General features: G+C 60.6%; 20 protein-coding genes. 9 read left to right on the top strand and 11 right to left on the bottom strand.

What is annotated here, in order from left to right:
* The first annotated feature begins 79 nt into the window (after nucleotides 1-79).
* The 3 genes from G3O01_RS15345 (at nucleotide 80) to G3O01_RS15355 (ending at nucleotide 2,462) form a co-directional block, all read left to right on the top strand.
* The gene (locus tag G3O01_RS15345) at nucleotides 80-664 is read left to right on the top strand and encodes a TMEM175 family protein (RefSeq protein ID WP_205805981.1); all 585 of its coding nucleotides are present in this window, start codon (nucleotides 80-82) and stop codon (nucleotides 662-664) included.
* A 254-nt stretch (nucleotides 665-918) separates the two neighbouring features.
* Nucleotides 919-1,599 (top strand): EF-hand domain-containing protein, encoded by a 681-nt coding sequence (locus tag G3O01_RS15350; protein ID WP_241023972.1) that lies wholly within the window; start codon nucleotides 919-921, stop codon nucleotides 1,597-1,599.
* Nucleotides 1,600-1,670: 71 nt separating this feature from the next.
* Complete coding sequence (locus G3O01_RS15355) at nucleotides 1,671-2,462, top strand: SDR family oxidoreductase (protein WP_205805982.1); 792 nt, start codon at nucleotides 1,671-1,673, stop codon at nucleotides 2,460-2,462.
* A gap of 54 nt (nucleotides 2,463-2,516) precedes the next feature.
* Here G3O01_RS15355 and G3O01_RS15360 read toward each other — a convergent pair whose 3' ends face one another.
* Complete coding sequence (locus G3O01_RS15360) at nucleotides 2,517-3,449, bottom strand: DMT family transporter (protein ID WP_205805983.1); 933 nt, start codon at nucleotides 3,447-3,449, stop codon at nucleotides 2,517-2,519.
* Between the two features lie 128 nt (nucleotides 3,450-3,577).
* Here G3O01_RS15360 and G3O01_RS15365 point away from each other — a divergent pair, with 128 nt between their 5' ends.
* Nucleotides 3,578-4,504 carry a LysR family transcriptional regulator gene (locus G3O01_RS15365; protein WP_205805984.1) on the top strand — a complete coding sequence of 309 codons (927 nt, stop codon included), beginning with the start codon at nucleotides 3,578-3,580 and terminating at the stop codon, nucleotides 4,502-4,504.
* Nucleotides 4,505-4,579: 75 nt separating this feature from the next.
* Entirely contained in the window at nucleotides 4,580-5,461 is an 882-nt protein-coding gene (locus G3O01_RS15370) for a class I SAM-dependent methyltransferase (RefSeq protein ID WP_205805985.1), read from the top strand.
* 214 nt (nucleotides 5,462-5,675) lie between these two features.
* Here G3O01_RS15370 and G3O01_RS15375 read toward each other — a convergent pair whose 3' ends face one another.
* From G3O01_RS15375 to G3O01_RS15390, 4 genes are all read right to left on the bottom strand, one after another.
* A complete protein-coding gene (locus G3O01_RS15375; protein ID WP_205805986.1) occupies nucleotides 5,676-6,266 on the bottom strand; it encodes a hypothetical protein in 591 nt (196 codons plus the stop codon).
* Between the two features lie 349 nt (nucleotides 6,267-6,615).
* Nucleotides 6,616-6,894, bottom strand: coding sequence for a type II toxin-antitoxin system Phd/YefM family antitoxin (locus tag G3O01_RS15380; RefSeq protein ID WP_205805987.1), 279 nt, complete (start codon nucleotides 6,892-6,894; stop codon nucleotides 6,616-6,618).
* Nucleotides 6,895-7,087: 193 nt separating this feature from the next.
* Nucleotides 7,088-8,530: a cytochrome c peroxidase gene (locus tag G3O01_RS15385; RefSeq protein WP_205805988.1), complete on the bottom strand. Its 1,443-nt coding sequence runs from the start codon at nucleotides 8,528-8,530 to the stop codon at nucleotides 7,088-7,090.
* 148 nt (nucleotides 8,531-8,678) lie between these two features.
* A complete protein-coding gene (locus G3O01_RS15390) occupies nucleotides 8,679-10,520 on the bottom strand; it encodes an alkaline phosphatase family protein (RefSeq protein ID WP_205805989.1) in 1,842 nt (613 codons plus the stop codon).
* Between the two features lie 723 nt (nucleotides 10,521-11,243).
* Between G3O01_RS15390 and G3O01_RS15395 the strand changes: the two genes are divergently transcribed.
* Nucleotides 11,244-12,770 (top strand): FAD-dependent oxidoreductase, encoded by a 1,527-nt coding sequence (locus G3O01_RS15395; protein ID WP_205805990.1) that lies wholly within the window; start codon nucleotides 11,244-11,246, stop codon nucleotides 12,768-12,770.
* Nucleotides 12,771-12,837: 67 nt separating this feature from the next.
* On the opposite strand, the gene G3O01_RS15400 is transcribed toward G3O01_RS15395, so the two are convergent.
* The 3 genes from G3O01_RS15400 to G3O01_RS15410 form a co-directional block, all read right to left on the bottom strand.
* Nucleotides 12,838-13,797 (bottom strand): catalase family peroxidase, encoded by a 960-nt coding sequence (locus G3O01_RS15400; protein WP_205805991.1) that lies wholly within the window; start codon nucleotides 13,795-13,797, stop codon nucleotides 12,838-12,840.
* Nucleotides 13,798-14,066: 269 nt separating this feature from the next.
* Nucleotides 14,067-15,719, bottom strand: coding sequence for a cyclic nucleotide-binding domain-containing thioredoxin-disulfide reductase (locus G3O01_RS15405; protein ID WP_205805992.1), 1,653 nt, complete (start codon nucleotides 15,717-15,719; stop codon nucleotides 14,067-14,069).
* A 224-nt stretch (nucleotides 15,720-15,943) separates the two neighbouring features.
* Nucleotides 15,944-16,918 carry a LysR family transcriptional regulator gene (locus tag G3O01_RS15410; protein ID WP_241023973.1) on the bottom strand — a complete coding sequence of 325 codons (975 nt, stop codon included), beginning with the start codon at nucleotides 16,916-16,918 and terminating at the stop codon, nucleotides 15,944-15,946.
* A gap of 248 nt (nucleotides 16,919-17,166) precedes the next feature.
* Between G3O01_RS15410 and G3O01_RS15415 the strand changes: the two genes are divergently transcribed.
* The gene (locus G3O01_RS15415) at nucleotides 17,167-17,535 is read left to right on the top strand and encodes a DUF2784 domain-containing protein (protein ID WP_205805993.1); all 369 of its coding nucleotides are present in this window, start codon (nucleotides 17,167-17,169) and stop codon (nucleotides 17,533-17,535) included.
* Nucleotides 17,536-17,550: 15 nt separating this feature from the next.
* On the opposite strand, the gene G3O01_RS15420 is transcribed toward G3O01_RS15415, so the two are convergent.
* On the bottom strand, nucleotides 17,551-18,717 hold the full coding sequence (locus G3O01_RS15420) for an MFS transporter (RefSeq protein ID WP_205805994.1): 1,167 nt from the start codon (nucleotides 18,715-18,717) through the stop codon (nucleotides 17,551-17,553).
* A gap of 118 nt (nucleotides 18,718-18,835) precedes the next feature.
* Here G3O01_RS15420 and G3O01_RS15425 point away from each other — a divergent pair, with 118 nt between their 5' ends.
* Nucleotides 18,836-19,726, top strand: a complete 891-nt coding sequence (locus tag G3O01_RS15425; RefSeq protein WP_205805995.1) for a LysR family transcriptional regulator — start codon at nucleotides 18,836-18,838, stop codon at nucleotides 19,724-19,726.
* 739 nt (nucleotides 19,727-20,465) lie between these two features.
* Here the strand turns inward: G3O01_RS15425 and G3O01_RS15430 are convergent.
* Nucleotides 20,466-21,776, bottom strand: coding sequence for an MFS transporter (locus G3O01_RS15430; protein WP_205805996.1), 1,311 nt, complete (start codon nucleotides 21,774-21,776; stop codon nucleotides 20,466-20,468).
* Between the two features lie 547 nt (nucleotides 21,777-22,323).
* On the opposite strand from G3O01_RS15430, the gene G3O01_RS15435 reads away from it, so the two are divergent.
* Nucleotides 22,324-22,767, top strand: coding sequence for a MarR family winged helix-turn-helix transcriptional regulator (locus G3O01_RS15435; RefSeq protein WP_205805997.1), 444 nt, complete (start codon nucleotides 22,324-22,326; stop codon nucleotides 22,765-22,767).
* Nucleotides 22,768-22,783: 16 nt separating this feature from the next.
* On the opposite strand, the gene G3O01_RS15440 is transcribed toward G3O01_RS15435, so the two are convergent.
* Nucleotides 22,784-25,063: a molybdopterin cofactor-binding domain-containing protein gene (locus G3O01_RS15440; protein ID WP_205805998.1), complete on the bottom strand. Its 2,280-nt coding sequence runs from the start codon at nucleotides 25,061-25,063 to the stop codon at nucleotides 22,784-22,786.
* Between the last annotated feature and the right edge of the window lie 70 nt (nucleotides 25,064-25,133).

A 25,133-nucleotide genomic window follows, 5' to 3' on the forward strand; every position in this document is an offset into this window, starting at 1 on the left:
GATGCTGATCCGTTGTTCGCGACTGGCATCGCGGTCTTCGTCGACGTTGGACTGACCCAGTTCCAGGACGTGGCGCCCCATGAGCGATCCGGATCAGAACCTAGACCGTTTCAGCGCACTCACTGACGGGATTTTCGCCGTCATCATCACCATCATGGTGTTGGCGCTGAAAATCCCCACCCGCAACGACGGCAGCGCCTTGCTCGAACTCTGGCCGGATCTGGTCAGCTACGTGGTCAGTTATGCGTTCATTGCCGTCGTGTGGTTGAACCACCATCACGTGTTCAAACATGCGGCTTCTCTCACCGGTTTGCTGGCCTGGTCGAACTTCGCCAATCTATTCTGGATCTCGTTTATTCCGTTCACGACTGCGTGGCTCGCGTCGAGCAGAGTGGCGAGTGTGCCGTTGACGGCATACGCAATAGTTTTCCTGCTTGTCGAAATCACATACATGGTTCTGATGTATGAGAGCTTCCGGCAGAACCCCTCCAGTGATACAGCCACGCTCGCCCGTCGAAGGATGCAATGGATCAGGGCCTGGATCATGCTCGCATTGTTTGCGTTCGCGGCACTCGCTATTTTCCTTCCGGCGCTCGTACGCATGTGTTTGCTTGGCGCGTTTCTGATTCTTTACACGCGGCCTGATCCCCGCCTGAACCGGTAGGCCGTTTAGCGCGAGTATCAAAACCGATCGTTGCCCGACGGCCAATAAAAGCATCGTTTAAAGCCAGATAAGAAACGGCCTGTGTGCACAAGCCTTTGGCGGATATCGCCGCGACTCCAGTGAGGATTGGGGGCGTTTTCAGTCTCTATTCTGAAGAATGGCCTTGCAGTGGATTTGAAATAGTCCGGTCTCCAGGACAGCCTGGCTGGCTATGAACCAGCCAGTGTCATGGCATCGACATTCTTCAATCCCGGATGCTGGGCATCCGGATCACCATGGAGTCGCACATGTCAGTTTCCAGTATCGGCTATCAGCGAGCCATCACTCAGCCGCAGTCCGCTACGCCGCCAGCACGTTCGACCGGAACGGATGCGAGTTTCGCGGCATTTGCGGCCGCTGATACGCCGGCAACGCCGCAGGGAACATCCGGATCAGAGTCGTCGTCACAGGTGAGCTTCAGCCCGGATGCACAGGCGCTCGCCGGGCTACATGCCAACGGCGTGTCCGTCGCGATGGTCAATCTGGCGGGAACGAAGTTGACGCGCTCGCCCGGCGAGAGCGATGTCGAGTATTTCAAGCAGCTTGAAGCGGCCATGAAAAGCCGCATGCCGTTCGCTCAGGTCACGATAGAAGGGAGGGACGGAAACCCCAGCGGATACATTTCGCAATCGGACTTCGAGACGGTGCTGGCCGAATTCGGTGAAAGCAAAACCGATGCTGATCAGTTTTTCAGCACGCTTGATAACGATCACGACGGCAAAGTGTCGAACGCCGAATGGTTGCACGCGGTGAGCGAAGCGGTGAGTACGCCCGGCGATTCAACGTCGCAATCGCTGTTGAAACTGATGGACCGCGATGGCGATGGCACGGTGAGCAGCGCGGAGTTCACGCGCCTGGAGGCCAGCGTGATCGCCGCGGAGAAGAGCGCTTCGTGAACCGGGTTATCTGAACCCGCCCGTCAGCCGGTATAGTCAGGCCAATGCACAACGTGGAACGGAGACGGGCAATGGATCTGAAACTGCGTGGAAAAGTGGCGGTCCTGACGGGCGCAAGCGTCGGCATTGGACTGGCGGTCGCGGAAGCGTTCGCTGCCGAAGGCGTGAATCTCGTGCTGGGCGCGCGGCAACGTGAACGGCTCGAACAGGCCTCGGCGGAGATTTCGGCACGGCACGGCGTCCGTGTCGTGCCCGTGGCGTGCGATGTCTCGACGACAGAGGGCGTCGACGCGCTCGTCGGCGCGGCGAACCAGCAGTTCAACGGCGCCGACATCCTCTTCAATAATGCGGGCACGGGCAGTAACGAGACGATCATGGAAGCGCCCGACGAGAAGTGGCAGGCATACTGGGATCTTCACGTGATGGCGGCCGTGCGGCTCGCACGCGGTCTCGTGCCGTCGATGAAGCAGCGAGGCGGCGGCGCGATCCTGCACAACGCGTCGATCTGCGCGGTGCAGCCGCTCGGTTACGAGCCGATCTACAACGTGACCAAAGCCGCGCTGATGATGTTTTCCAAGAATCTCGCCAACGAGGTGATCAAGGACAACATCCGCGTGAACACGATTAATCCCGGCCTCGTGCTGACACCCGACTGGGTCAAGACCGCGAAAGAACTCACGCAGGATACGGGCGGCGACTGGGAAGGTCATCTGCAGCAGGTGGCCGACGAATTCGCGCCCATCCGGCGTTTCGGAACGCCGGCGGAACTGGCGGATTTCATCGTGTTTCTTTGCTCGGAGCGTGCGAGCTACAGCGTCGGGGCGACCTATTTCGTCGATGGCGGGATGCTGCGAACCGTCTGAACCGGTACGCGCCTCCGCCGTCGCGTGGCTTGGCGCTCTGGCGTGCGCTGTTCGTCAGGCATCGTTCGAGACGGTGGAATGCAACTCGACCGTTGTGTTGGCACTGCGCGGCCAAGGTACCGTCGCGATCACGGAGGCCAGTACCATAAGAATCCCGCCGAGCCAGCCCCAGACCGAAAGGTGTTCGCCAAGCCACGCGTACGCAAACAGCGCGCCGAACGCCGGTTCGCTTCCCATCAGTAACGCGACGCGCGTCGGGCTACTGTGCTTGACCGCAAAGTTTTGCGCGAAGAACGCGAACAGCGTGCACGCGATGACCAGGTAACCGACGCTCATCCAGAAGGTCTCATGCCCAGCCAGCGCAGGCACCGCACGCAATTGCTGGGAGGCAAACACTGCTGCGGCAATCGCGCTGCCTGCTGCGACGGTGCCCGCCTGGACGGCCGTCACCGACAACGGAGCGAGCGCAGCGTCGCGCATCACGCGTTTGGTCACGCACACCATGAATGCGCGCAACAGCGCCGCCAGAAGAATCAGTGCGTCGCCCGCAGTGGGAATCGACACGCCGCCGCTCACCAATGCGGCACCCGCCAGCGACAGCACGACGGCCATCCATTCGACAGGCACCGGCCTTCTTTTCAGAAGTACCCATTCGACGAGCGGCGTGAGCACGACGCACAAGCTGATGAGAAAGGCCGCGTTCGATGCGCTCGTCAGCGAGATTCCAAACGTCTCGGCCAGAAAGATGCCGAGCAGCAGCATGCCGCAGCCGATGGTCCCGGCCAACGCGGATGCCTTGACATGCCGGAGTGAGCGCAATGCCGGCGACAGTACGAGAAACGTCAACCCAAAGCGCAGTGCGAGGAGGCCCAGGACAGGATAGAAGGCAAGTGCGACTTTGACGACTCCATAGCTGGTGCCCCACACCATCGCGACGGCGAGCAGCATCAGGTCGGAGATCAGGAGCAAGCGTTTCTGTTTCGACATGGCGGACCTGCAATTTACGTTTCGATAGTCCAGATTGTCGAGTATTGCGCCCGAAACTATAATCGTGTCTCGGGGAACATCTTCTATGTCACGGATGCATAAATGTCCCGGCCGATGCGAGCACGACAATGAATCCAGTGGAGCTTTTCGCGCTGTTGCCCGATATGGCGACGTTTGCCCGCGTGGTCGATGCGGGCAATTTTTCCGTTGCTGCGCGCCAGCTGGGCAGCACGCCGTCGACGGTGAGCAGGCAGATCAAACGCCTTGAGGAATCCCTCGGCACGCGCCTGCTGGAGCGGTCGACTCGCAGCATCCGGCTGACGGATTCGGGCACGCAGGTGTACCGCTATTGCCGCGACATTGTCGGCGCGGCATCGGGTGCAATCGATGTCGCTGGACAAGTGGTCGGCGAGCCGCGCGGCAAGGTCACGGTCAGTGCACCAGGTGCGTTCGCCAGATCCGTTATCCATCCGCTGATTCCGGAATTTTTGCGCAACTGGCCCGACGTCGACATTCAACTGGTCTTCACGGACCGTGAAATCGACCCGCTGCGCGACGACGTCGATCTTGTGATTCGATTGACCCGTTCGCCGCCGTTGAACCTTGCGGCACGCAAACTGGGCGCGGTGAGATGGTTGTTATGCGCATCGCCCGCTTATCTCGCGGCCCGTGGCACACCGGACGAGCCGCGCGATCTTGCTCGGCACGAATGCCTGTACCTGGGAGAAACGGTCGACGACAACCGCTGGCATTTCCGGCGCGGTACCGAAACGCAGTCGATCGAAGTGAGAGGGCGCTACGTTGCGAATCATGCGGGTGCACGTCTTGATGCCGCGTTGCAGGATCTGGGTATTGCGATCTTGCCCGACTTCTCCGCTACGCGAGCGCTGGGGGAAGGCCGACTTGTTCAGGTTCTCGACGGATGGGAATTCGAGGCGCGTTCCTATATGGGACCGGTCTGGTTGCTGTATCCGCCTAACCGGTTCCTGCCGTCCAGGGTGAGGGCGTTGATCGACTATCTCGCGGATCATCTGCAGGACAGCGTGACTGAGTGATCGATGCGACGCGCGTGGAGCAGAGGGTTCGAGAAACGCGTATCGTATCCGGATTCTTGACCCTTAATCGATTCCATGTACGCTACTCGCCTTGACCGGACGCGCGCAGTCGCGATCGCTGCCACCTTCTTGACGCTGATGCTGACAGGCTGCGCGTCTTCGTCGTTGAATTCGCAAAGTTCATCGCGTGAGTCCGGGTCGCAAGGTGTCAGCGCGACGTCACTCGATGCCGCTATCAGTGGCCCGCAGCGCAGCGACCGGGCGCGTGCGCGGGACGTCTATCGTCATCCGGAACAGACGCTGCAGTTCTTTGGCCTTAGCCGGACGCAGGCGGTACTGGAGATTGCTCCGGGAGGCGGATGGTATTCGGACATTCTTGCGCCTTATTTGCGCAATACTGGGCAACTCTATGAGGCGCAATATCTGAGTACATCGGCTGATCTTGCTGCAGAAGACAGTGCCACCGATATCGCTTATCGGCGCAAGCTCGCGGACAATCCGTCGGTTTATGGGAATGTCGTTGTCGGTACATTGCATGCGGGCCAGTTCAATGGATTCGATGCGAATGAGAGATTCGATCGAGTGTTCACGTTTCGGAATATCCATAACTGGATCAAGGACGGGCAACTCGATGCCAACCTGCGCGCGTTCTACGGCGCGTTAAAGCACGGCGGTGAACTTGGCGTCGAGGAGCATCGCGCGCGGCCGGGGACGACTGAGCAGCAGATGATCGATTCGGGTTATGTGACTGAAGCGTTTGTCATCGAGCATGCGCAGGCGGCTGGATTCGTTCTGGTTGCTCGCAGTGAGATTAATGCGAATCCGAAAGATACGAAGGACTATCCGCACGGTGTGTGGTCGCTGCCGCCGACTTATGAGGGCGGTGATGTGGATAGGGCGCGGTTTGCGGCTATTGGGGAGTCGGATCGGATGACGCTTAGGTTTGTTAAGCGTTAGGGGGAGTGATTCTCGGCCGTGTTCAGCTCGGCCTTAGCTGACGCTCGTGAATCTTTACTTATATGGCGGCTTATCGTCGTACTCCTGTCGTTCGACGATGATAAAGGTTATCGACCGCTGTGGGCTTCTGCGAATCGGTGGTTACGACCCGGAGCGGTCCATTGACAAACGTGAAAGCGGACCTTCGCGATCACCCATCACGAAGCGGGGCCCTTCATAGCTTGAATGGGAGGCTGTCGAATTCACATGCAAGAACGATTCTCTTGTAGATTTCATCATTCGTCTCGCTATGCAGACCGAATGTCAGATAGTAGTTCTTCCCTTCATGCTTGTGGAACACTACCGATTCCCCCGTCATTCTATTCGACGAGTTCTTGATCTCGATTGAGTCAACAACCATATGATGGGAAAGGTACTTGGTGAATGCATCATCAATATATTGGGAGCCACTGGCTTGAGCAGCCGTATCCCACGCCTCGTTGAAGTGACGCCCTCCTTCCTTACTGCGCAGAAAGTTAAGCAGATTCCTTGGGAGAAACCTCGGGCTGGTGAAATGCTTTTTATAGAGACCGGTCAGCGGTGCATGTTGAAATTGATCTTCGCGACCTGTCGCGCTTGAAGAACTAAGCCCTTCGAGCACTTTGATCGGTTGAGTAAGATCGAACGTCGAAAAGGTTCTATTAATCTCGAACGAATACGCTTGAGCGAGCAAGACTGTACTGAGTCTTGACAAATCGAGCCCGTAGAACGCAACGGACTCGGCAGCCCAAGCAATTAGTTCTTCACGGGAAAGGGAAGCGACCATGTCACCTGAAACTTCGGATGAGTAGCCAAATTGAGGAATCGAACACACAGCTACGTCTATGCGTTTGCGCACTGATTGTCGACGATTTACAGCCGCGTGTCGAACGTCTCAAACTCGCCGATCGTACTCATTCAAAGAAGCCGCCCGATAGCAGACGGAGGCATGCATTTAATGCTGAACTCCGTTGACAGATATGGCTGTTCAAAGCTGTACCTACCGCGTCACCAATGAGCGCGTGCCCCAACGCTCACAAGCTGAACGCTCCTTGAACGGACGCAGAATAGAGCCACATATGACTTACGTCACAAGTGCGCGACAACCTCATCACAAGGCGCTACGACATCCAACCTCACCCACGCCCCAACCTAAGCGGCCCAGCCAACTCCCCAAGAACACTATTAATTTCAACACGCTTATCCTCAAGAGCAACCGCATGTTCCACCGCAATCCTCTCAAGAAGACTGACAGCGCGATTAAGAGAATGAAAAGCCTGTATATCTTGCAAGACGGCTTTCGGAGCACCGTTCTCAGCGATAACGACGATGTCATTGCTGCCATGTACTGCAGCGAGGAGTTCGTCTGTGTGGACCCGCAGGTGAGTGACTGAAAACATGCTTTGCTTCATCATCTGAGTGGCGCGAGGTTGAGGCGATATTCGTACCTGTCTAACGGCGCAACGGGATCGAACTTTAGCTCAGATGTAACGCAAGGGAATTAGGGATCGAGTCCACACGCGGACGAGAGGAAGAGACGTCAAAAAAACAGCGTCGCGCGCACCCGAAAAGATGCGCGCGACTTCATCGACAGCAAGCTAGCAGACGCTACGGCTTGTAACCATCAGTCAGCGTATTCATAAACGCGATGATGTCCTTGATTTCGCCATCAGTCATCGCAGGTTTATCCCCGAGTTTGCGATCAAAAGGCGCATCGGCGACGTCGATATTCGCGTGATACTTCGCCGGAAGATCGTCGTACTTTTCTGGCTTGCCCGCTGCATCGAGCGGATAGATCTTCTCAGGGCTCGTATTGCGCAGATTGTAGAAATCCATCACATGCTGGAGATCGTGATAAACGCCGTTGTGGAAGAACGTGTGTCGCGTGGCGACATTACGCAGCGTCGGCGTCAGGAACATCCCGCAATATTGCGTAAGCGTCGCTGCATCGTCACGGAAGGGGCCGCATACGCCCATGTCATAGAAGTTCTTATCCTTATTGATGGCCAGATCACGGTTGCGCGGTACACCGAGTGCCTCGTATTGCGTGTCGGTGAAAAGCGGCGGCAAATGATCGGCCGTCGGCTTGCTCAGGTGGCATCCGGCGCAGTTGGCTTTGTCCGGGTCATTGAAGAGGCGCAAGCCGCGCAACTCCGCCTGTGTCAGACGCGCCTTGCCCTGGAGCCAGTAATCGTATTTGCTCGTGAAGCGATGGAACGACGGGTCTTCGAACTGATACCGTCCCACTGCGAACATCGCCTCTTCGAAGAGCAGATCCGGCTGCTTGATGATCCGGTCTCCAAATAGCTGTTTGAACTGGTCGAGATACTTCGCGTTCAGCAGCTTGTGCACGACCTCGTCGGAGTTCTTGTTCGCCATCTCGACAGGATTCAGCATCGGGCCGACCGCCTGATCCTGCAGCGTGCTTGCGCGGCCGTCCCAGAACAGACCGCCCTGCGGCACCATCGCGGGCGCCGCGGGCGCCACGCCTGCCGTTTTCACCGCGCGTTGCGTGCCGCTTGCCGCCGTGGCCAGTTGATCGAGCGTGACGGGCGCGGCGTCCATGTCGTTCTGATCGGGACCGATCGAGAACGGAGCCTGACGGTAAAGGTAAGCAAGCGACGGCGGCGGCCGGTAGCCGGCGTCCGTCATATGCGGACCACCCAGCTGTACCGACAGGTCATTCGCTGGCCCATACGCATGCTCAGGGCTGTGACACGACGCGCACGACTGTTTGCCCGACGCCGAGAGCGACGGGTCGTTGAAAATCTGTTTGCCGAGCAGGGCGACCGCGCTCAGCGGTTGGCTCGGCGGTACGTGCAGGACGACAGGCTGCGGATTCGCGCCCGTGACGTCTTCAACGATGGTGCCAATCGCAAGAGGCATCCGCTCCGGATAGATCGCCGCATAGGCGACAAAGGCCGCGCAGCCGGCCGCAATGGCGGCCGCGGTCCAGCCGAGTATGCGCAGAGCCTGTCGTTTGGCGCTCGCTGGGGGCGAGGAATTGCCGGCAGGCAGTGAGGGCGGCAATGCAGGGTTTGGAGAGCTCATGGCGATGATGGCAAAAATAAATCCGGAAAAGACGTCGAGCCAGCACGTCACCGTGCTGGCTCGACCCACTTCAAGTTTTCTGGCGTCCCGCCTTCATTTGCGCCGGCGTGAGCCGGTGATGAAGGGAACGGACGGGACGCGCATCGGCTTAGTTCGTTGCCGGCGCAGCAGCCAGCTTCGTGCCGACAGTCGGGTCGAGGAAGACGGTCGGGTTGTTGCCCGTGCCAGTCAGGTTCAACATGCTGCGGATATCGCCCGCCGCGGCGTCGAACGAACCTGCGCCGAGACGCTTGCCACTGAGCCAGTTGTCTTCGATGAACCTGACAACCGACGCCTGCGTGATTTGCGTGTGGTCAACAAAGTTCTGTTTGGCCCACGGCGAAACCACGAGGAACGGCGTCCGCGTACCCGGACCGCAACGGCCATTGACCGCACCGCCGTTGATACCGACCGGCTGCGTCGCGCCCGTGCCCGTGCACTGGCCCTGACCCGACAACTGGTCAGCGCCCGTGAAGGTCGCCGTCCCGACGTGGGTGACGAGCGACGTGTCGAACGACGAGTTTTTGATCGTCGGCACAACGTGGTCGTACCAGCCGTCGGAGTCGTCGTAGGCGATCACGACAAGCGTGTTCTTCCAGTCAGGCTGTTGCTGCAGGAAGTTCGTGACCTTCACGACGAATGCCTGCTCGTCGAGCGGATCCGAATTGCCCGGGTGGCCATCGCCGATAGCCGGTGCCTTCAGGAAGCTGACCGACGGGAAGTTGCCCGCCTGCACAGCCGCGAAGAAGTCGTCGGTGTCGTACTGGTGGTGAACAGGCGTAGCCGTGTTGTCCAGCGTCGGCTCGGTGAAGCCGATCATCGCCGTCGAAGTCGGACGCTGGTGCGTCGGGTTCGCCGTCGACGTGTAGTACTGGAACCACGCATGATGCTGGACATAGTCAGCCGGCGCGCTGCCAAGCACGTCCGACCACGTCGAGCGCAGGCAGCCCGTCGTACCGTTCGCGTTGACCGTCTGCAGGTTGAAGCCGCCCATGAAGCCGCCCCAAGTGACGTTCGAGGCGTTGAGCAGGTCTCCGATGTTCTTGCCGTTCATCATGCCCGTCGGGCCCGACGTCGCGGTTTGCGCTGATGCCGTGCAGGTGTCGGTGGTCGGGTCAAGGTCGCCGATCATCGTGAAGCTGCCCTGGCCGTCAGGAATCGCATTGTTGCTCGTCGTGACAGTCGGGTTCTTCGGGTTCGGCGTGACCGTCACGCCCTGGTTCTGGCCCGAGATCACTTCGATGGCACCCGGCGTCGACGGGCCGAACGTGTCGGTCCACGCGTTGTCGCTCATCGCGAAGTTCTGCGCGAGGTTCCAGTACGCGGTGACCGTGTTGCCGTCGAAGTAGCCGAGCACCTGCGCCGACGAGCCGAACTGGCCCGTGCTGCCCGCGATGATCGAGCTGGCCGACGTGAAGAGCGGGAACGCGTCCATCTTCAGGTTGTCATCGGCGAGCTGTTCGGGCGCGTAGCTGTGGTTCTGGCTCTTCGTATTCGCCTGCGAACGGTCGAGGCGGAACGGTTGCGCCGTGGTCGTGGTCAGCGCGGCGCCGAGGGTCGGCGGCGTGGTCGTTTGACCGTTGACCGTCGCGGCGACGATGTTCGGCGACGTTGCCTGCGCGTTCGGATTAGCCGCGCCCGTCTGTCCGGCGCTCACGAGCGTGGCGATATCCGTCTGCGTGCCTGCTGCTGCGCTGAACGCCGGTTCGCCCGCCACGTTCGTCGCGCTCGGGTAAGTCGCGAAGTAGTGGTCGAAGGAGACGTTCTCGCCGAAGATCACAACGAGGTGCTTGATGGGCGTCGCGGTCGCCAGGGCATCCTGCGCGGAAACAGCAGGCGTGGTCGGCGCGGTCGATGTCGTCGAGCCGTTGTGCGAATTGCTGCCGCACGCGGCGATGGTCAACAGCGCTGCTACAGCGATAGCGCTGGGTAATATTGTCTTGTAAGACATTTCTCGAGGGCTCCAGATTGCCGCTCAGCGCTCCGTTATACGTGGAGTTGCTGGGTTTTTTTTGGTGGAATTGCAAGCTCACTTCAATGTGTGATGAAGCAACGGGATTGAATCATCGTCATATTGCGTGATCGAGAAATATTCCTTACCGACCTATTACATCTATTACATACATAATTATTACGATTGCTTTCGTTATTATTTTCGTGAGATGTGCTGGCATGCCCGGGCGGCGCGGCGGGCAAGATAATCGTTGCGCGAGCGTGGGGTCGAATCTCGTTGGAAAAAGGCAGGTGATCTAATCGAATGAGGTGTCCGAAATAATTTTCGAAAGCGTTGGTCTGGGCGTAGACCTAAGCGAATACGTAGAGACACGCTTAAGCAATGATGCGTCGAGAAACGGATCAGTTCTGGTATTTCCACGGAGCACGACATGCAATGGAATGCCCTGAAGCAAGTGACCTTCTGCAACTCGATGTGGGGAATACATCGGGTGCGGCAGTCGTCGCGCTTCAGATGCACGGAAAGGTAATCGCACAAGCGAAGTACGTTGCAACCAATCAGCGCCCGTGACGTCCCGCATCGATTCAGTTCACGATGTCTTTCCAGCAGTCGGTAGAGGCACTTCCGATGTCACGCCCGGATTAACGATCTAACATCGATAATTCAACCTGGGTGAACGCTCGCACTTTCGACCTGGGTCAATCACTCGTGGAGATTGCCATGAGCAGTGACACATCGAATGAAAATGGTCCCGATCTCGCCCAGGGCGTGCCTGTCGAGTCATTCGTCGAGGCGGGCATGCTGGCAGGGCATGTGGGCGACGCAGCCGTCATGATCGCGCGCGTCGGTGACGAGTTCCTCGCGATCGACGCCGCCTGTACTCACTATCACGGTCCCCTCGCAGAAGGACTGATTGTCGGCGACACGGTGCGTTGCCCATGGCATCACGCGTGTTTCAGCCTGCGCACCGGGGAAGCGGTGCGAGCGCCGGCTCTGAGCCCCGTCGCGTGCTGGTCCACCGCGGTTCGCGGCGACAAGGTTTTCGTTCTGCAGAAACTGACTCCGGCTGCCAGTTCCGTGTCTGTGCCAGGCGGCGCGCCGCAGAAGATCGTCATCGTCGGTGGGGGCGCTGCGGGTTTCGCCGCTGCGGAGCGCCTGAGGCGGCTCGGCTATGCGGGCAGTCTGACGATGCTCAGCGAAGACGCAGCACCGCCCGTCGACCGGCCAAATCTCTCCAAAGACTATCTCGCGGGCACGGCGCCTGAAGAGTGGCTGCCGCTTCGCGACGACGCTTTCTATGCAGATGAACGCATCGATCTGCGGCTGAACGCCGGCGTCGTGCGGCTAGACACAGCCGCGAAGGAAGTGGAACTCGCGAACGGCAGCAAGCTGCCCTACGATCGCCTGTTACTTGCGACGGGCGCAGAACCGGTTCGCTTGCCGATTCCCGGCATGGACCTGCCCCATGTGCATACTCTTCGCTCGCTTGCCGACAGTCGCGCCATCATCGCGCGCGCGGAGCATGCACGGCGCGTTGTCGTTATCGGTGCCAGTTTCATCGGCCTGGAGGCGGCGGCGTCATTGCGCACGCGTGGACTCGAAGTACACGTCGTGGCGCCCGACCGGCGTCCGATGGAGCGCGTGCTGGGACCCGAGATGGGCGATTTTGTGCGGCAGTTGCACGAGGAGCACGGCGTCGTCTTCCATCTGGAGAACACGGTCAGCGCGATCGATGCACAGCATGTAACGTTCAAGTCGGGCGGCAGAGTGGAGGCCGATCTGGTAGTGGTCGGCGCCGGTGTGCGGCCACGTCTGACACTCGCCGAGCGGGCGGGTCTCGCAATCGACCGTGGCGTGACGGTGGACGCCTATCTGCAAACGAGTGTGCCGGGCATCTTTGCAGCTGGCGATATCGCTCGCTGGCCCGATCCGCACAGTGGCGCGTCGATTCGCGCAGAGCATTGGGTCGTCGCGCAACGGCAGGGACAAACGGCGGCGATGAACCTGATTGGCGGACAGGAGAAGTTCGACGCTGTGCCGTTCTTCTGGAGCCAGCACTACGATGTGCCGATCAACTACGTGGGGCACGCGGAAAGCTGGGACGAACTCTCGGTTGACGGCAGCATTGCGGGACGCGACTGCGTGGTGCGCTACAAGCGCGATGGACGTGTGCTTGCGGTCGCTTCCATTTACCGCGACGTCGACAGTTTGCGGGCGGAACTCGAGATGGAGCGCGATGCATGCTGATGCCTGGACGCATCGCTGTTTTCGCCGAAGCAAGGGATCGTTGCAGCACGACGGTCCCTCCGTACGATCACCCGTTGCGCCTGCCAAAAGCTACGCCATACACCGCCGACCTGATGGCGGGCATCCTGTCATCCGACAGCTCAATGCCATCGATCAGGTTGGTCGGGAGGAACAGCAAATCCTTCTGAACCTCGCGGCTGTCGGCAAGAACATTGTGGAGCGTCAGTATCCCGAGGTCCACCACATGACGATCGTGTGGCCAAGGCTGGCTTGGGTCGATGGTCTGGTCGCCGGGTTCGGCAAGCTGGGCGGTGAGATGGAACATGACCGGCTGCTTCGCGATGCGCTGCGGCAGGTCGTCGATCAGATAATCGAGCGGCTTGCCGGCGGCCTCATCGACAGTGAGATACACGACTTCTTCCGGCCTCATGATGTACCGCACCGGCTGTCTGCGCCCGGCTTCGTCGATGAAGATAAAGGCGTTGAGTCCGCGATATTCTTCGTGCGCAAAACTGTCCGGCGTGCCCGCGGTATTGAAGGACGCGGGAACCGTCGGGTGGCTGGCGGCGAATTCATCGAGCCTGGTCGGCTTGGGCGCATCCTCTGGACTCTCGCTGATGGCCTTCAGCAGATCACGAAACCCTTCTCCCGTCGCCATCGGGAAGGTCTTTACCGCCAGCATGACGATGTCGACTTCGGCGCCGCCCGGCATATGGAACTTGACGGCCATACCTTTGATGTTGCCGGGCGCGCCATCCGGGATGGCGGGAAAGCCGCCGTCGTTCGAGAAGCGCACGGTGAACGGAATCGTGTTGCCGTCGAAGAGTGCGGCGCGGCTCAATGCTGCCGCTGCAGAAGTCGCGACAAAGCTTCCTTCTGCAACGATGCCTTTCGCGTGATTGACGCGAAAGCCCGGATGAGTACCGTAAATCTTATAGAAGATGTCGACGATCTCGCTTGCGAGCGACGCATAGTCCTCGCCGGCTGCTGCCGGAATTGGCAGACCTTCCGCCGGTGATTGGCTCATATAAGACCTCCGGATCGATTGAGTGTGGCTGCCGCCGCTCGGCGCGCTCTTTCACTCTAGGCGCTCTGGCGCGCGATTCGAATTTCCGGGGCGGACAAACACTTATGAATCGGCGGAAAAGATGGCACGGGGCGTACGCGGAAGGGCCGATTTTCAACTGCCAACCGGCGAGATTGCGATCGGCTCGCAGCATCGCGCCGACGCGCCACACGCTGATGTCCTCAAGCGGTCGTTCATCAAACCGGCACCGCTAGAAATGACTCGCAACACTATCGCTGCGTATTCTGCAGATACCGATGGACGAACGCGACCGCCATGCTGCCCTCGCCCACGGCGGACGCCACGCGTTTGACAGGGCTGAGCCGTACATCGCCACACGCAAAGATGCCCGGCACACTCGATTCGAGCAGGTACGGATCGCGATCGTGCGACCAGCGCCCGGCTTTGACGACATCGTCGCCCGTGAGAACGTAGCCCCGGTTGTCGCGTGCCACTTCTGCCGGGAGCCAGTCCGTTTCCGCATCCGCGCCGATGAAAACGAACAGGCCGCCGCATTCGTGCCGGCTGACTGACGCGGTGGTGTTGTCGAGAATGTCGATTGACGTCAGATTGCTATCGCCGTATGCGCCGACGACTTCCGAATTCGGCCTGACTTCGATATTGGACTTCATCGCGATCTGCTCGGTCAGATATCGCGACATGCTTTTCTCCAGCGAGTCCGCGCGAATGAGCAAGGTGACGAGGCGCGCGTGACTGGCGAAATAGAGCGCGGCCTGCCCGGCCGAATTCCCGCCGCCTATCAGGTACACGTCGAGTCCATGCGTGGCGCTCGCTTCGCTGCGCGCTGCGCCGTAGTAAATGCCTTTCCCGATCAGACGCTCGAAGCCCTCGACCTTGAGACGCCGCCATGCGACGCCGGTAGCGAGGATGATCGTGCGCGTTCGAACGACCTCGCCGCCGTCGAGATGAACGTGCCGCGATTCGACATCGATCCGCTCCACCGAACGCGTCACCAGCATTTCTGCACCTAGGCGTTTCGCCTGCTGCAGAGCGCGGTTTGCGAGTTCATCGCCTGATACGCCGCTTGGAAAGCCTAGATAGTTTTCGATCCGTGACGAGGTGCCTGCCTGCCCTCCCGGTGCCTCGCGTTCGACGACGATCGTGCGCAGCCCCTCAGACGCGCCATAGACGGCGGCGGCGAGCCCGGCCGGTCCGCCTCCGATGATCAATGTGTCGTAGTCGTCGTAGCGCGGCTTCGTCTGGAGTCCGAGCCGCTCGGCCAGTTCGCGCGTCGAAGGCTTGCAGAGCAGCGTTCCGTCGGCGAGACGCAATGTGGGGCACTCTTGCGCAGACGGACAGGTGCCATTCCAGCGGGTTGCAAAATCAGGCGCGTCCAGCGTGATCCAGTCGCCGCTGATCTGGTTGCGCACTAGGAACTGGTTCAGTTCCCTGCACGCCGGATCCCATCGGCTGCCAGCGACGAGCACGCGCGGCTTGGGCGGCTCGGCGGAGAGTCCTTGCAATCCGCCGATGCGCTCGCGCGCGAGCGCGCCCATCCGCAGCGCCACCTCCGGCGCTGCAGCTGCCAGTGCGTAATACTGCTGCGCATCCACGCGCATCACGCGCGACGGTTCCGAGGCCCGGTAGGCGCCCGGAAACGGGCAGCTCAGTGCAAGCGGAACCTCTCCGAAGATGGTGCCGGGCACACGCCATCCGAGCGTGCGCTCGACGCCGTCGAACATCTTGACGACTTCCATCTTGCCGGCAAGGACCACGTAGAGCGCTCGCTCGCCGCCTTCGTGCACGGCGTATTCACCCGCGCGCAATTGCAGATCCGCCGAGGTGTTGGCGAGATGCTCGAGCTGGGTATCGGGCAGAGTCGAGAAGAGCGGGACTGCGCGCAGGTCGTCGATGATCAGCATGGCTTTGCAGGGTGCAGGGGAAAGGGAACCGCTCGATGTCGTACAGAGCACGATAGACGCTGACAGTCGGCGGTTCAACCGCCATGCAGCATGCGCTGCCAGTAGAGCACTGGGCGGGAGTGTTCCTCTGCGTGCAACCCCGCATTCACCATGCGCACGATGAGATCCAGGCCTGGTATCGTATGATCTTTGCTATTTCGCGGGCACGCGTGAATCGCAAAACGCTACCCAACTCGACAAGTTTCAACGCGCTCCTCACGCCGCATAAACGCACCCACGGTCGCATCCATCATTCTCCCGGCCGATGACCTCAGAACACCTCCATCCATCGCAAACTGTTCGTGCGCAAGATCGATCATCGCGGTCAATGCTGCGGTCACGATCGCATCCTTGTTACGGATGAAAACCGTCTTGACGTTCGCGTACTCGGCGGGCAGCGCATGACAATGCACATCGTGGCGTACGGCATGACTCTCCACCACCGAGCGCGGCAGCAACGTAATACCCATTCCCGCCGCGACGCAGGACATGATGCCATCCAGTGTGCCCAGTTCCATCACCTGTCCCGGAACAATGCCCGCCTGATAAAACCAGTGCTCAAGTGTCGATCGATAAAAACAGCCGGTTCTGAACGCAAGCACCGTCTGGCCCGACATCTGCCGGGCGAGGGCGGAAAGCGACTCGAATTCAGCGCCGCTCACCAGCACCAGTTCTTCTTGAAAGACTTCTTCCTGATGCAGCGACGCGCTCTGATGAAAGCCGCCCACAAATGCGCCATCCAGCCGATGACATTCGACGGCCTTGATCAATTCATTCGTCGTGCCCGTCATCAAAGACAACTGCACTTGCGGATACCGCTCGTGGTACTTCGCCAGCACTTTCGGCAAGCGAATGGCGGCTGTCGTTTCCATCGATCCGAGACGCAGCACGCCGCGCGGCGAGGCACTGTCCAGTAGTGCGTTGCGGCTTTCGTCCGTCAACTGAAGGATGCGTTGCGCGTAGCCCAGAAAGATCTGTCCGGCGGACGTCAGCACCACGCCATTTTTTTGCCGGATGAACAATTGCTGATTCAACTCGGCTTCGAGTTCCTTGATGCGCATGGTCACGTTCGACTGAACGTTGTGGATCTTCTCAGCCGCTGCGGTAAAACTGCCGCAATCGGCCACCGCACAAAACATTCTCAGATGCCGCAGTTCCATCGTGCGCCTCGCTGGATCACTTCGGATGATGACGAATCAGGCTAGCACAATGCACCCGATGATTGATTTGCGTACGCGGACACAAACGCGTCCATCGTTGACGTGATGGAAAAGCGCTGTATTTTTGATCGACGATTTGATGCGGCGCGCAACGGTGCTTCGCTTGCGCAGCCCAATATCGGATGCGCGGTATCCTGCCGGATAGCTTTACGCGAATCCGGTGGAAGCGAAAGCGCGCGGGAGACGAGATGATCTGGCTGGCCAACGCGGTGCTCGTGTTGCATGCGCTGATCGTGCTGTTTATCGTCGGCGGACTGATTGCGATCTGGGCCGGCACCGCGTTGAAGCACGGTTGGGTGCGCAATCGCGCGTTTCGTGTGCTGCATCTGGCGGCCATGGCCGTCGTCGCATTGCTCGCGGCGCTAGATATTCCATGTCCGCTCACCGTGCTGGAAGACCAATTGCGCACGGGTGGTACGGTCGAGCAAGGTTTCATCCAGCGTTGGGTGAGCGGGTGGCTCTATTACGACTTCCCGGCCTGGATGTTTGCGGTTGCCTATGTCGTGTTTCTGCTGATCGTCGCGCTCACATGGCGGTGGATTCCGCCGCGCCGCTAGATGAGAGCAGCAGGCTCATTGCCGCTGCGCTTCGCCTGCCGGTTGCGGCCGCACCTGAACCATCAGCGACATGCAGCCGAGCGCGAGCCCGACCGCGCACACGCCGGGCCATTGCCACACGCTCCACGCCCAGATTCCCAGCGACGAACCGAGCGCGCCACCCGCGAAGCGGATCGTCATGTAGAGGGTATTGATGCGGCTCATCGCGTCGCTCTTGATGCTCATGTTGCGCGCCATGTTGGCGACATGCCCGCTCTGCAAACCGAGATCGAGCACGATCACACCCGCGACGAGCCCCGCGACGGTGTGGCCAGCGGTCGCGAGAATCGCAAAGGCGAGGACGAAGATCGCGCCGCTCGCAAGCACGACGACCCGCGGATTGCGCCTGTCGATCAGCTTGCCTGCGCCCGTCGATGCAAGCGCGCCCACGACGCCGACCAGTCCGAACAGGCCCGCGACTTCGCTGCCGTAATGCGGATCCATTGCGCGCAGATGGAACGAGAGCGTGGCCCAGAACGCGGAGAATGCGGCGAACTGAAGCGACGCGATGGCCGATGTCTGGCGTATCAACGGTTCTTCGCGGATGAGTGTCCATAGCGAGCCCATCAGGCGGCGGTAGGTGCCCGTGTAGGTGGGCTGCGCGGGCGGCAGCACGCGCGACAGGACGGCAGCCGTCACGAGCATCGCAGCGGCCGCGACCCAATAAACGGTGCGCCAGCCGAAATGCTGCGCGATGGATCCGGAAATCGAACGCGACACCAGGATCCCGCATAGCAGGCCGAACATGACGATGCCGACGGCTTCGCCGCGCTGCTGTGGCCCGGCGAGCTGCGCCGCGAATGGCGTGAGCAACTGCGGCGCGACACTGGCGAGGCCCGTCGCGAAGCTTGCCGCCACGAGCCAGTTCAGTGTCGGCGACAGCGCGATCGCAACCAGCGCCAGGCTGGCGACGCACAACAGCGTGCGCAGCATCGCGCGTCGTTCGAGCTTGTCGCCGAGCGGCACGAACAGCAGCAGGCCGAGCGCGTAGCCCGTCTGCGCGGCCACGGACACCGTTCCAGCCTCTCGTTCGCCGGTGTGGAACGCGAGCGCGAAGTCGGCCAGCAACGGCTGGTTGTAGTAGTTGTTCGCGACCACGATGCCAGCGGCGCCTGCCATCAACCAGTAGATCGAGCGTTTCATCTGCACAGGTTCCCGTCGCTTGTGTCGTCCCGTTGACAACGAATGTAGACTATTCCGGAAATCGCCGGTATTCCTTTAAAACGGCAAGCAGCCTTGCCTAATCCGGAAGAATCAAGTTATGGACCGCTTTGAAGCGATGAGTGTCTACGTGCGGGTCGTAGAAACGGGAAGCCTGTCTGCTGCCGCGCGTGCGATTCCGATGTCGTTGACGTCGGTCAGCCGGCACATATCGGCGCTCGAAGCGCAGTTCGGCGCGCAACTGCTGCGGCGCACCACGCGCAATCTCGCGATGACGGACGAAGGGCGCATTCTCTACGACCGCGCCAAGGCGATTCTTGGCGAAGTGGATGAGCTTGGCAGCGCGCTGTCGGCGGGACGCGGGAAGCTGTCCGGGCGACTGCGAATTGCCGCACCGAATCTGCTCGGCCGTCTTGTGGTGGCGCCGCTATTGCCGCGCTTTCTCGCGATGCATCCCGAAGTTGCCGTCGATCTGCTGCTGGTTGATCGTGTGGTCAATCTGGTGGAGGAGGGGTTGCATCTCGCCGTGCGTGTCGGCAGGTTGCCGGATTCCAGCCTTGTGGCGCGCAAGCTCGATGACGTTCAGATGGTGGTGTGTGCCGCGCCGTCCTATCTCACGCGATGCGGTACACCGCGCAAGCCCGACGATTTGCGCGAGCACGATTGCCTTGTGTTTTCGGATGCGCCGGGGCCTGTTGACTGGCGGTTTCAGTCTGGCGCGACGCGCATGAGGGTCAGTGTGACGGGGCGATTGTGGATGAATAGCCTCGATGCGCTGGTGTCGGCGGCGATCGAAGGTGCAGGTGTGGTGCGCGCGCCCGGCTGGCAGGTTGCCTCGCATGTCGAGGCGGGACGTTTGCAAATTGTGCTCGGGAGTTTTTCGCCGCCTGCGACGCCTGTGCATTTGTTGTTCGAGAGGGCTAAGTTGTCGTCGCCGAAGATCAGGGTTTTTGTTGATTTTCTTGTTGAGGAATGGGGTGGGGTGGTCTGATTTTTTTTGATGCGCGCAGCGCTATGTTTTTGTTCTTGTCGTTGGCATCCGCGATGCGCCTACGCGGCGCAGGCGTTGCCCCTGTGCGGGGCGGCACTTACTTTCTTTGCCGCCGCAAAGAAAGTAAGCAAAGAAAGCGGGCTAACACCGCCCGTTCTTGACCTCCGCCTGAGGGCCCCCAACAGTTCCTCCGCTTCACACGGCGTTCTGCCATTCACAGCCCGTTGCCAACGCTTCGAATCGATGCCTCACCCGCTTCAATCACCCGTAGCGCGGCAAACGGCAGCGAGTGGTTTGCGCCGCCCAGGTGGCAAACTGTGTGTCGGTCGCAGTGCTTCACACCTCAGCGCTCTTACGACACCGATCGTGTTTTTCAGTCCGGAGTGAAGCGCATAGGCCGCGAAAGCCTACACACAGTTTGCCGCTATAGAACGGGAGCGATTTGATCGCGCATGTGGTGACGCGGGAGTGTGAAGCGGGTGATGAGCCAATTCGAAGCGTTGGCAACGGGCAGTGAAAAGCAGGTTGCCGTTTGAAGCGGAGGACCCGTTGGGGGCCCTCAGGCAGGAACAAGAATTAGCGGTGTTCAGCGGCTTTCTTTTGCCTACTTTTCTTTGCCGCGGCAAAGAAAAGTAGGTGCCGCCCCGCACAGGGGCAACCCAGGCAAACCAATAACAAAACGCGGATGCCAGCGACAACACAAGCAAACCAAACAAAGCGTCGCAGACAGCAAACCCCATCACCGATTAACCAACTCCTTACGATAAGCCAACGCCAACCCACACCCCACGATCATACAAACAGCAAACCCATAAAGCCCGGCGCTTTGCGAATGAAACGTATCGCGCAGCCATCCGATGAAATAGGTACTCCCAAACCCACCAAGATTCGCAATCGAGCATGCAAACGCAATCCCACCTGCAGCCGCAGAGCCCTTAAGAAAAGTAGAAGGCAGCGACCACACAACAGGCATCGCAGCAGCAGCCCCAGCATTAACAAGCGAGAACAGAAGCACAGTAGTCAACGTCCCATGCGTGCCCCCCGCCGCAATAGCCAGCGCAACAGCAGCCACAGAAAAAGGCACGACAATATGCCAGCGCCGCTCCCGCATCCGGTCCGAACTCGCCCCGCACCACAATGTGCCAATCACAGCAACCGCATTCGGCACCGCCATCAACCAGCCAATCGTGTAAGCGTCTTTCACTCCGGTATCGCGCAAAATCGACGGCAGCCAGAAACTCACTGCGTAAAGTCCAAGCAGTACGCACAGATCGATCAGACCCAGCGCCCACACCTTCGGATCGACAAATGCCGCGCCAAGCGCATGGCTCTTGTTACCAGCAGGATCGGCATCCAGGTTCCCACGCAGCACGCGCTTTTCATTCGCATCGAGCCACTTCGCCGATTCGATGTTGTTCGGCAGCCAGCGCAGAATCGCAAAGCCAAGCACGATCGACGGCAACGCTTCAATCAGGAACAGCCACTGCCATCCGCCAAGACCATGCGCGCCGTCGAAGAAGCGCATGATCCAGCCGGAAATCGGGCTGCCGATCATGCTCGACAGCGGCAAGCCAACCATGAACAGCGCAACGATGCGCGCACGCCGCGCGTCGGGGTACCACTGCGTCAGATAAAGCAGCACGCCCGGCAAAAAGCCCGCTTCCGCAACACCGAGCAAAAAGCGCACGACGTAGAACTGCATCGGCGTCGTCACGAACATCGTCGCGCCCGACAGGATGCCCCACGTAATCATGATGCGCGCGATCCACAATTTGGCGCCCACGCGCTGCAGGATGAGATTGCTCGGCACTTCGAACAGGATGTAGCCGGCAAAGAACAGACCGGCGCCGAGGCCATAGATCGTATCGCTGAACTTGAGTGCATCGAGCATCTGCAGCTTCGCAAGCCCGATGTTGATGCGGTCAAGATAGGCCGCGAAATAGCACAGACAAAAGATGGTGATCAGGCGAAACGTGACCTTGCGGTATAGCTCGCCGTGTTGAGTGGCGGCGGGAGAGAGAGCGGCGCTGCCGGATTGCACGGTGGACATGATGACTCCCTGTTGGGATGGGTCGAATTGAAGTTTGCCGTTCGATGCGTGCACACACCGAGCGCTCACAGACATCTGTATAGCATGTCAAAATATAAGCGTATACGCTCGAAATTACCCTGGTCTCCGGATGGATTGAGGTTTGCAGACAACATGCTGGAAAGGCTCGAATAGTTCATACACTGCAGCGTTCTGGGCAATACGTAAGCCGTTCGGAAAATGCCGTCAGATGGTGCTGGTTGCGCACATGATTTGTGCGTATGCGCTCAAATATGCAGTGTCGTCACTGGAACTGCGTAGCATCCGGTAGCGCGCCCGACAGGCCGTTGCAGCCGCTGTCGAACCGACGGAAGTCGCGCCGACAGGAGCGCACAAGCAACGAAAGCCTCATAAGCGCCGCATTCACACGCGACCTGGCATCGAAGGGGATTTACTTAGACGTCGATGATCTGGCGCAAGGCGCGTCACTGCTCGCATATCGCATGCCAAGGTTGAGGGTGTACACTGCATTCTTTTCAGCCATCCCACCAATCGCAGGCGCACGTTCATGCCGTCTCCCAAGGACTCTTACGACTTTCACGATCAGGTGGGCCATTTGCTGCGCCGCGCCTATCAGCGTCACGTGTCGATCTTTCAGGAAGCCATTCCCGATTCCGATCTCACAGCCGCGCAATTCGTCACGCTCTGCGCAGTCAAGGAAACGCAGGGCTGTTCGCTCAACGACATCGTCAAGGCAACCGCAATCGATCAGGCCACCATTCGGGGCGTGGTCGAGCGTCTGAAGGCGCGCGCGCTGATCGAAGTCCTGCCGGACCCGAGCGACGGCCGCAAGCTGCTGGTACGCACGACGCCCGCCGGGATCGCGTTGATCGACCGTACGGTGCCGTTCGCGAAGCAGGTCACCGAGCGCACCTACGGCACGCTCAATCCGGGCGAACGTGTGGCGCTGCTGTTCCTGCTGCGCAAGATGATGGAATCGGACGGCGAGTGAATGCCGTCCTAACGTGTCAGATCTGTGGCGCGTGCTGCGCGTCGAGCAGCACGCCCGCTTCGCGCAGCCCTGCGCGGATCGTATCGGGCGTGAAAGGCGGCGCGCAGAAGCGCACGCCCGTCGCGTCGTAAATCGCGTTCGCGAGCGCGGCCGGTCCCGGCACCGAAGCCGATTCGCCTGCACCCAGCGGCGGCTCGCCCTGACGCGGCATCAGCACGACATCGACAGCGGGCAGTTCCGGGAAGGTCAATATCGGATAGCTGCCCCATTCGCGACTTGCTACCTTGCCGTGCGCGAACCGCACGCGCTCCTTCAGCGAGCGGCTCAGCACCTGCACGACGTTGCCGTGTATCTGATGACGCACGCCGTCGGGGTTGATCATCGTGCCCGTATCCTGGCCGATGGTGACGCGTTCCACGCGGATTTCACCCGTCACGCGGTCCACGACGAGTTCCGTCACCCACGCGGCCCACGCGGCGCCGAAACCTGGAAAGCGGCTATGCACATAGCGCGCATACGCAACGCCTCTTCCGCGCACGAAGCGTTCCGAGCCTTTCACAGGCGCATTGCGCGGAACACGCGGTTTCCATCCTGCGCGTTTCGCAACGGCTTCGAGCAGTTCGGCGGCGCGTGAATCGTCGAGATGTCGCAGCCGGAATTCGAGTGGGTCGACGCCTGTGAGCGCGGCCATTTCGTCGGCGAAGGAATCATGCGCGAACGAGTTCGGCAGCGCCGACACGCCGCGCAGCCACGCGGCGCGCACGATCGGCGCCAGATCCTCGCAGACGAAACGGCGATTCGCACTCACATATGGCGACACAGCCGTGCGGTCGCCCATTTCGAAGATGCGCGGCTCGCTGGCGACGACGCGCGTCAACAGCGACGCCAGCAACGGCGCATCGTTCGACGGATAACGCGTGACGAAATCGTAGCCCGTCATGCGGCCATCGCGCGTGGCGGTGCCGGTCACGTTGACTACCTGTCCGGTGCCTTTCGGTTCCCACGCATGTTCGTCGGCGCGGGAAAGCTGCACACGCACTGGCCGACCGACCGCGCGTGAGAGCAGCAGCGCGTCGCCGCAGACGTCGTCGGCACAATTGCGGCCGTAGCAGCCTGCCGCCTCCATCCGCACGATGTCGATGTCTGCCTCGTCGCGCGCGACCAGCGTTGCGAGGTCGTAGCGCAGCGACACGGGGTTCTGTGTGCCGGACCAGATCGTGATGCGGCCCGCGCCCGGCTCGCGATAATCGGCGAGCGCGCAGGACGGTCCAATCGAACCATGCATCTGATACGGCCACACATAGGTGCGCGAAATGGTCAGCGTATCGGGTGCACGCCGTGCGGCCTCGACATCGCCCTCTTCGAGCAGTGGGCGGCGAGTGGCGGGCGCGGCGGCGATGGCGGCTGCGGGATCGTCGAGAGAGGGCAGTTCGGGCAGCGGCTTCCACGTCACGCGCAGTTCGCGCGCGGCGCGTATCGCCTGTTCTTCGCGCTCGCATACCACGCCGATGAAATCGCCCTGCACGACGACAGCACGCAAGCCCGGCACGTGAGCTACCGAGTCACGATCGACGCTATCGAGCAACCCGCCGACGAATGCGCCGCTATCGAGCCCCGCATACGGCGGCCGCACGACACGCCCATGCAACATGCCCGGCACGCGCATGTCATGCACGAACGTGAGCTTGCCCGTCGCCTTGGCGGGTATGTCCACGCGCGGCGCTGACTTGCCGATCACGCGGTATGCCGACGGATCTTTGACGCGCGCCTTCAGATCCAGATCGAGCGTGATGCGCTTGCCGGCAACGAGGTCGGCGAAACTCACGCGGCGCGCGTCGGGCGCGGCGGCGAGAAAGACTTCGGCGTTATCGGTGGCGAGGGTTTCGACGTCGGTGTCGAAGTGTTCCGCCGCAAGTTGCAGCAAGGTGTGACGCGCCTGCGCGGCGGCGCATCGCAACGGTGTCGCCGAAATCTGGATCGACGCGCTCGCAATAGTGGGCCCCTGATTCGGCGTGACAGCCGTGTGGCCGAGTTGCATCGCGACGCGCGCGGCGGGCACGTCGAGTTCTTCCGCAACGATCTGCGCGAGCGATGTGCGAATGCCCGTGCCCAGATCGACGTGACCGTTGAACGCGAGAATGCGGCCGTCATCGAGTATCGCGACGAATACTTCCGCCGCTTCGGGTACGAACGACGAAAGACTGCCGGGCTGGCCGGGCGCGGGTTTGACGGGCGGTGCGGGTTGGCGCGCGATGGTCAGACAGCCTTCGCGTGCCAGCAGTTCGGAGCGGTTCACGGCAGGGATTCCAGTGAGGACGGAGCATCCGTCCCGGTCGGCGGCGCTCGATGCTTGATGCGGCGCGCCG

The sequence above is a fragment of the Burkholderia sp. Ac-20365 genome (genome assembly GCF_017104715.1).
In the GTDB taxonomy this organism is placed as follows: Bacteria; Pseudomonadota; Gammaproteobacteria; order Burkholderiales; family Burkholderiaceae; genus Paraburkholderia.

Excerpts from the sequence above, each read along its gene's own strand:
- G3O01_RS15345 (WP_205805981.1), top strand. The coding sequence starts at position 80 with ATGAGCGATCCGGATCAGAACCTAGACCGTTTCAGCGCACTCACTGAC.
- G3O01_RS15350 (WP_241023972.1), top strand. The coding sequence starts at position 919 with ATGCTGGGCATCCGGATCACCATGGAGTCGCACATGTCAGTTTCCAGT.
- G3O01_RS15355 (WP_205805982.1), top strand. The coding sequence starts at position 1,671 with ATGGATCTGAAACTGCGTGGAAAAGTGGCGGTCCTGACGGGCGCAAGC.
- G3O01_RS15360 (WP_205805983.1), bottom strand. The coding sequence starts at position 3,449 with ATGTCGAAACAGAAACGCTTGCTCCTGATCTCCGACCTGATGCTGCTC.
- G3O01_RS15365 (WP_205805984.1), top strand. The coding sequence starts at position 3,578 with ATGAATCCAGTGGAGCTTTTCGCGCTGTTGCCCGATATGGCGACGTTT.
- G3O01_RS15370 (WP_205805985.1), top strand. The coding sequence starts at position 4,580 with ATGTACGCTACTCGCCTTGACCGGACGCGCGCAGTCGCGATCGCTGCC.
- G3O01_RS15375 (WP_205805986.1), bottom strand. The coding sequence starts at position 6,266 with ATGGTCGCTTCCCTTTCCCGTGAAGAACTAATTGCTTGGGCTGCCGAG.
- G3O01_RS15380 (WP_205805987.1), bottom strand. The coding sequence starts at position 6,894 with ATGATGAAGCAAAGCATGTTTTCAGTCACTCACCTGCGGGTCCACACA.
- G3O01_RS15385 (WP_205805988.1), bottom strand. The coding sequence starts at position 8,530 with ATGAGCTCTCCAAACCCTGCATTGCCGCCCTCACTGCCTGCCGGCAAT.
- G3O01_RS15390 (WP_205805989.1), bottom strand. The coding sequence starts at position 10,520 with ATGTCTTACAAGACAATATTACCCAGCGCTATCGCTGTAGCAGCGCTG.
- G3O01_RS15395 (WP_205805990.1), top strand. The coding sequence starts at position 11,244 with ATGAGCAGTGACACATCGAATGAAAATGGTCCCGATCTCGCCCAGGGC.
- G3O01_RS15400 (WP_205805991.1), bottom strand. The coding sequence starts at position 13,797 with ATGAGCCAATCACCGGCGGAAGGTCTGCCAATTCCGGCAGCAGCCGGC.
- G3O01_RS15405 (WP_205805992.1), bottom strand. The coding sequence starts at position 15,719 with ATGCTGATCATCGACGACCTGCGCGCAGTCCCGCTCTTCTCGACTCTG.
- G3O01_RS15410 (WP_241023973.1), bottom strand. The coding sequence starts at position 16,918 with ATGGAACTGCGGCATCTGAGAATGTTTTGTGCGGTGGCCGATTGCGGC.
- G3O01_RS15415 (WP_205805993.1), top strand. The coding sequence starts at position 17,167 with ATGATCTGGCTGGCCAACGCGGTGCTCGTGTTGCATGCGCTGATCGTG.
- G3O01_RS15420 (WP_205805994.1), bottom strand. The coding sequence starts at position 18,717 with ATGAAACGCTCGATCTACTGGTTGATGGCAGGCGCCGCTGGCATCGTG.
- G3O01_RS15425 (WP_205805995.1), top strand. The coding sequence starts at position 18,836 with ATGGACCGCTTTGAAGCGATGAGTGTCTACGTGCGGGTCGTAGAAACG.
- G3O01_RS15430 (WP_205805996.1), bottom strand. The coding sequence starts at position 21,776 with ATGTCCACCGTGCAATCCGGCAGCGCCGCTCTCTCTCCCGCCGCCACT.
- G3O01_RS15435 (WP_205805997.1), top strand. The coding sequence starts at position 22,324 with ATGCCGTCTCCCAAGGACTCTTACGACTTTCACGATCAGGTGGGCCAT.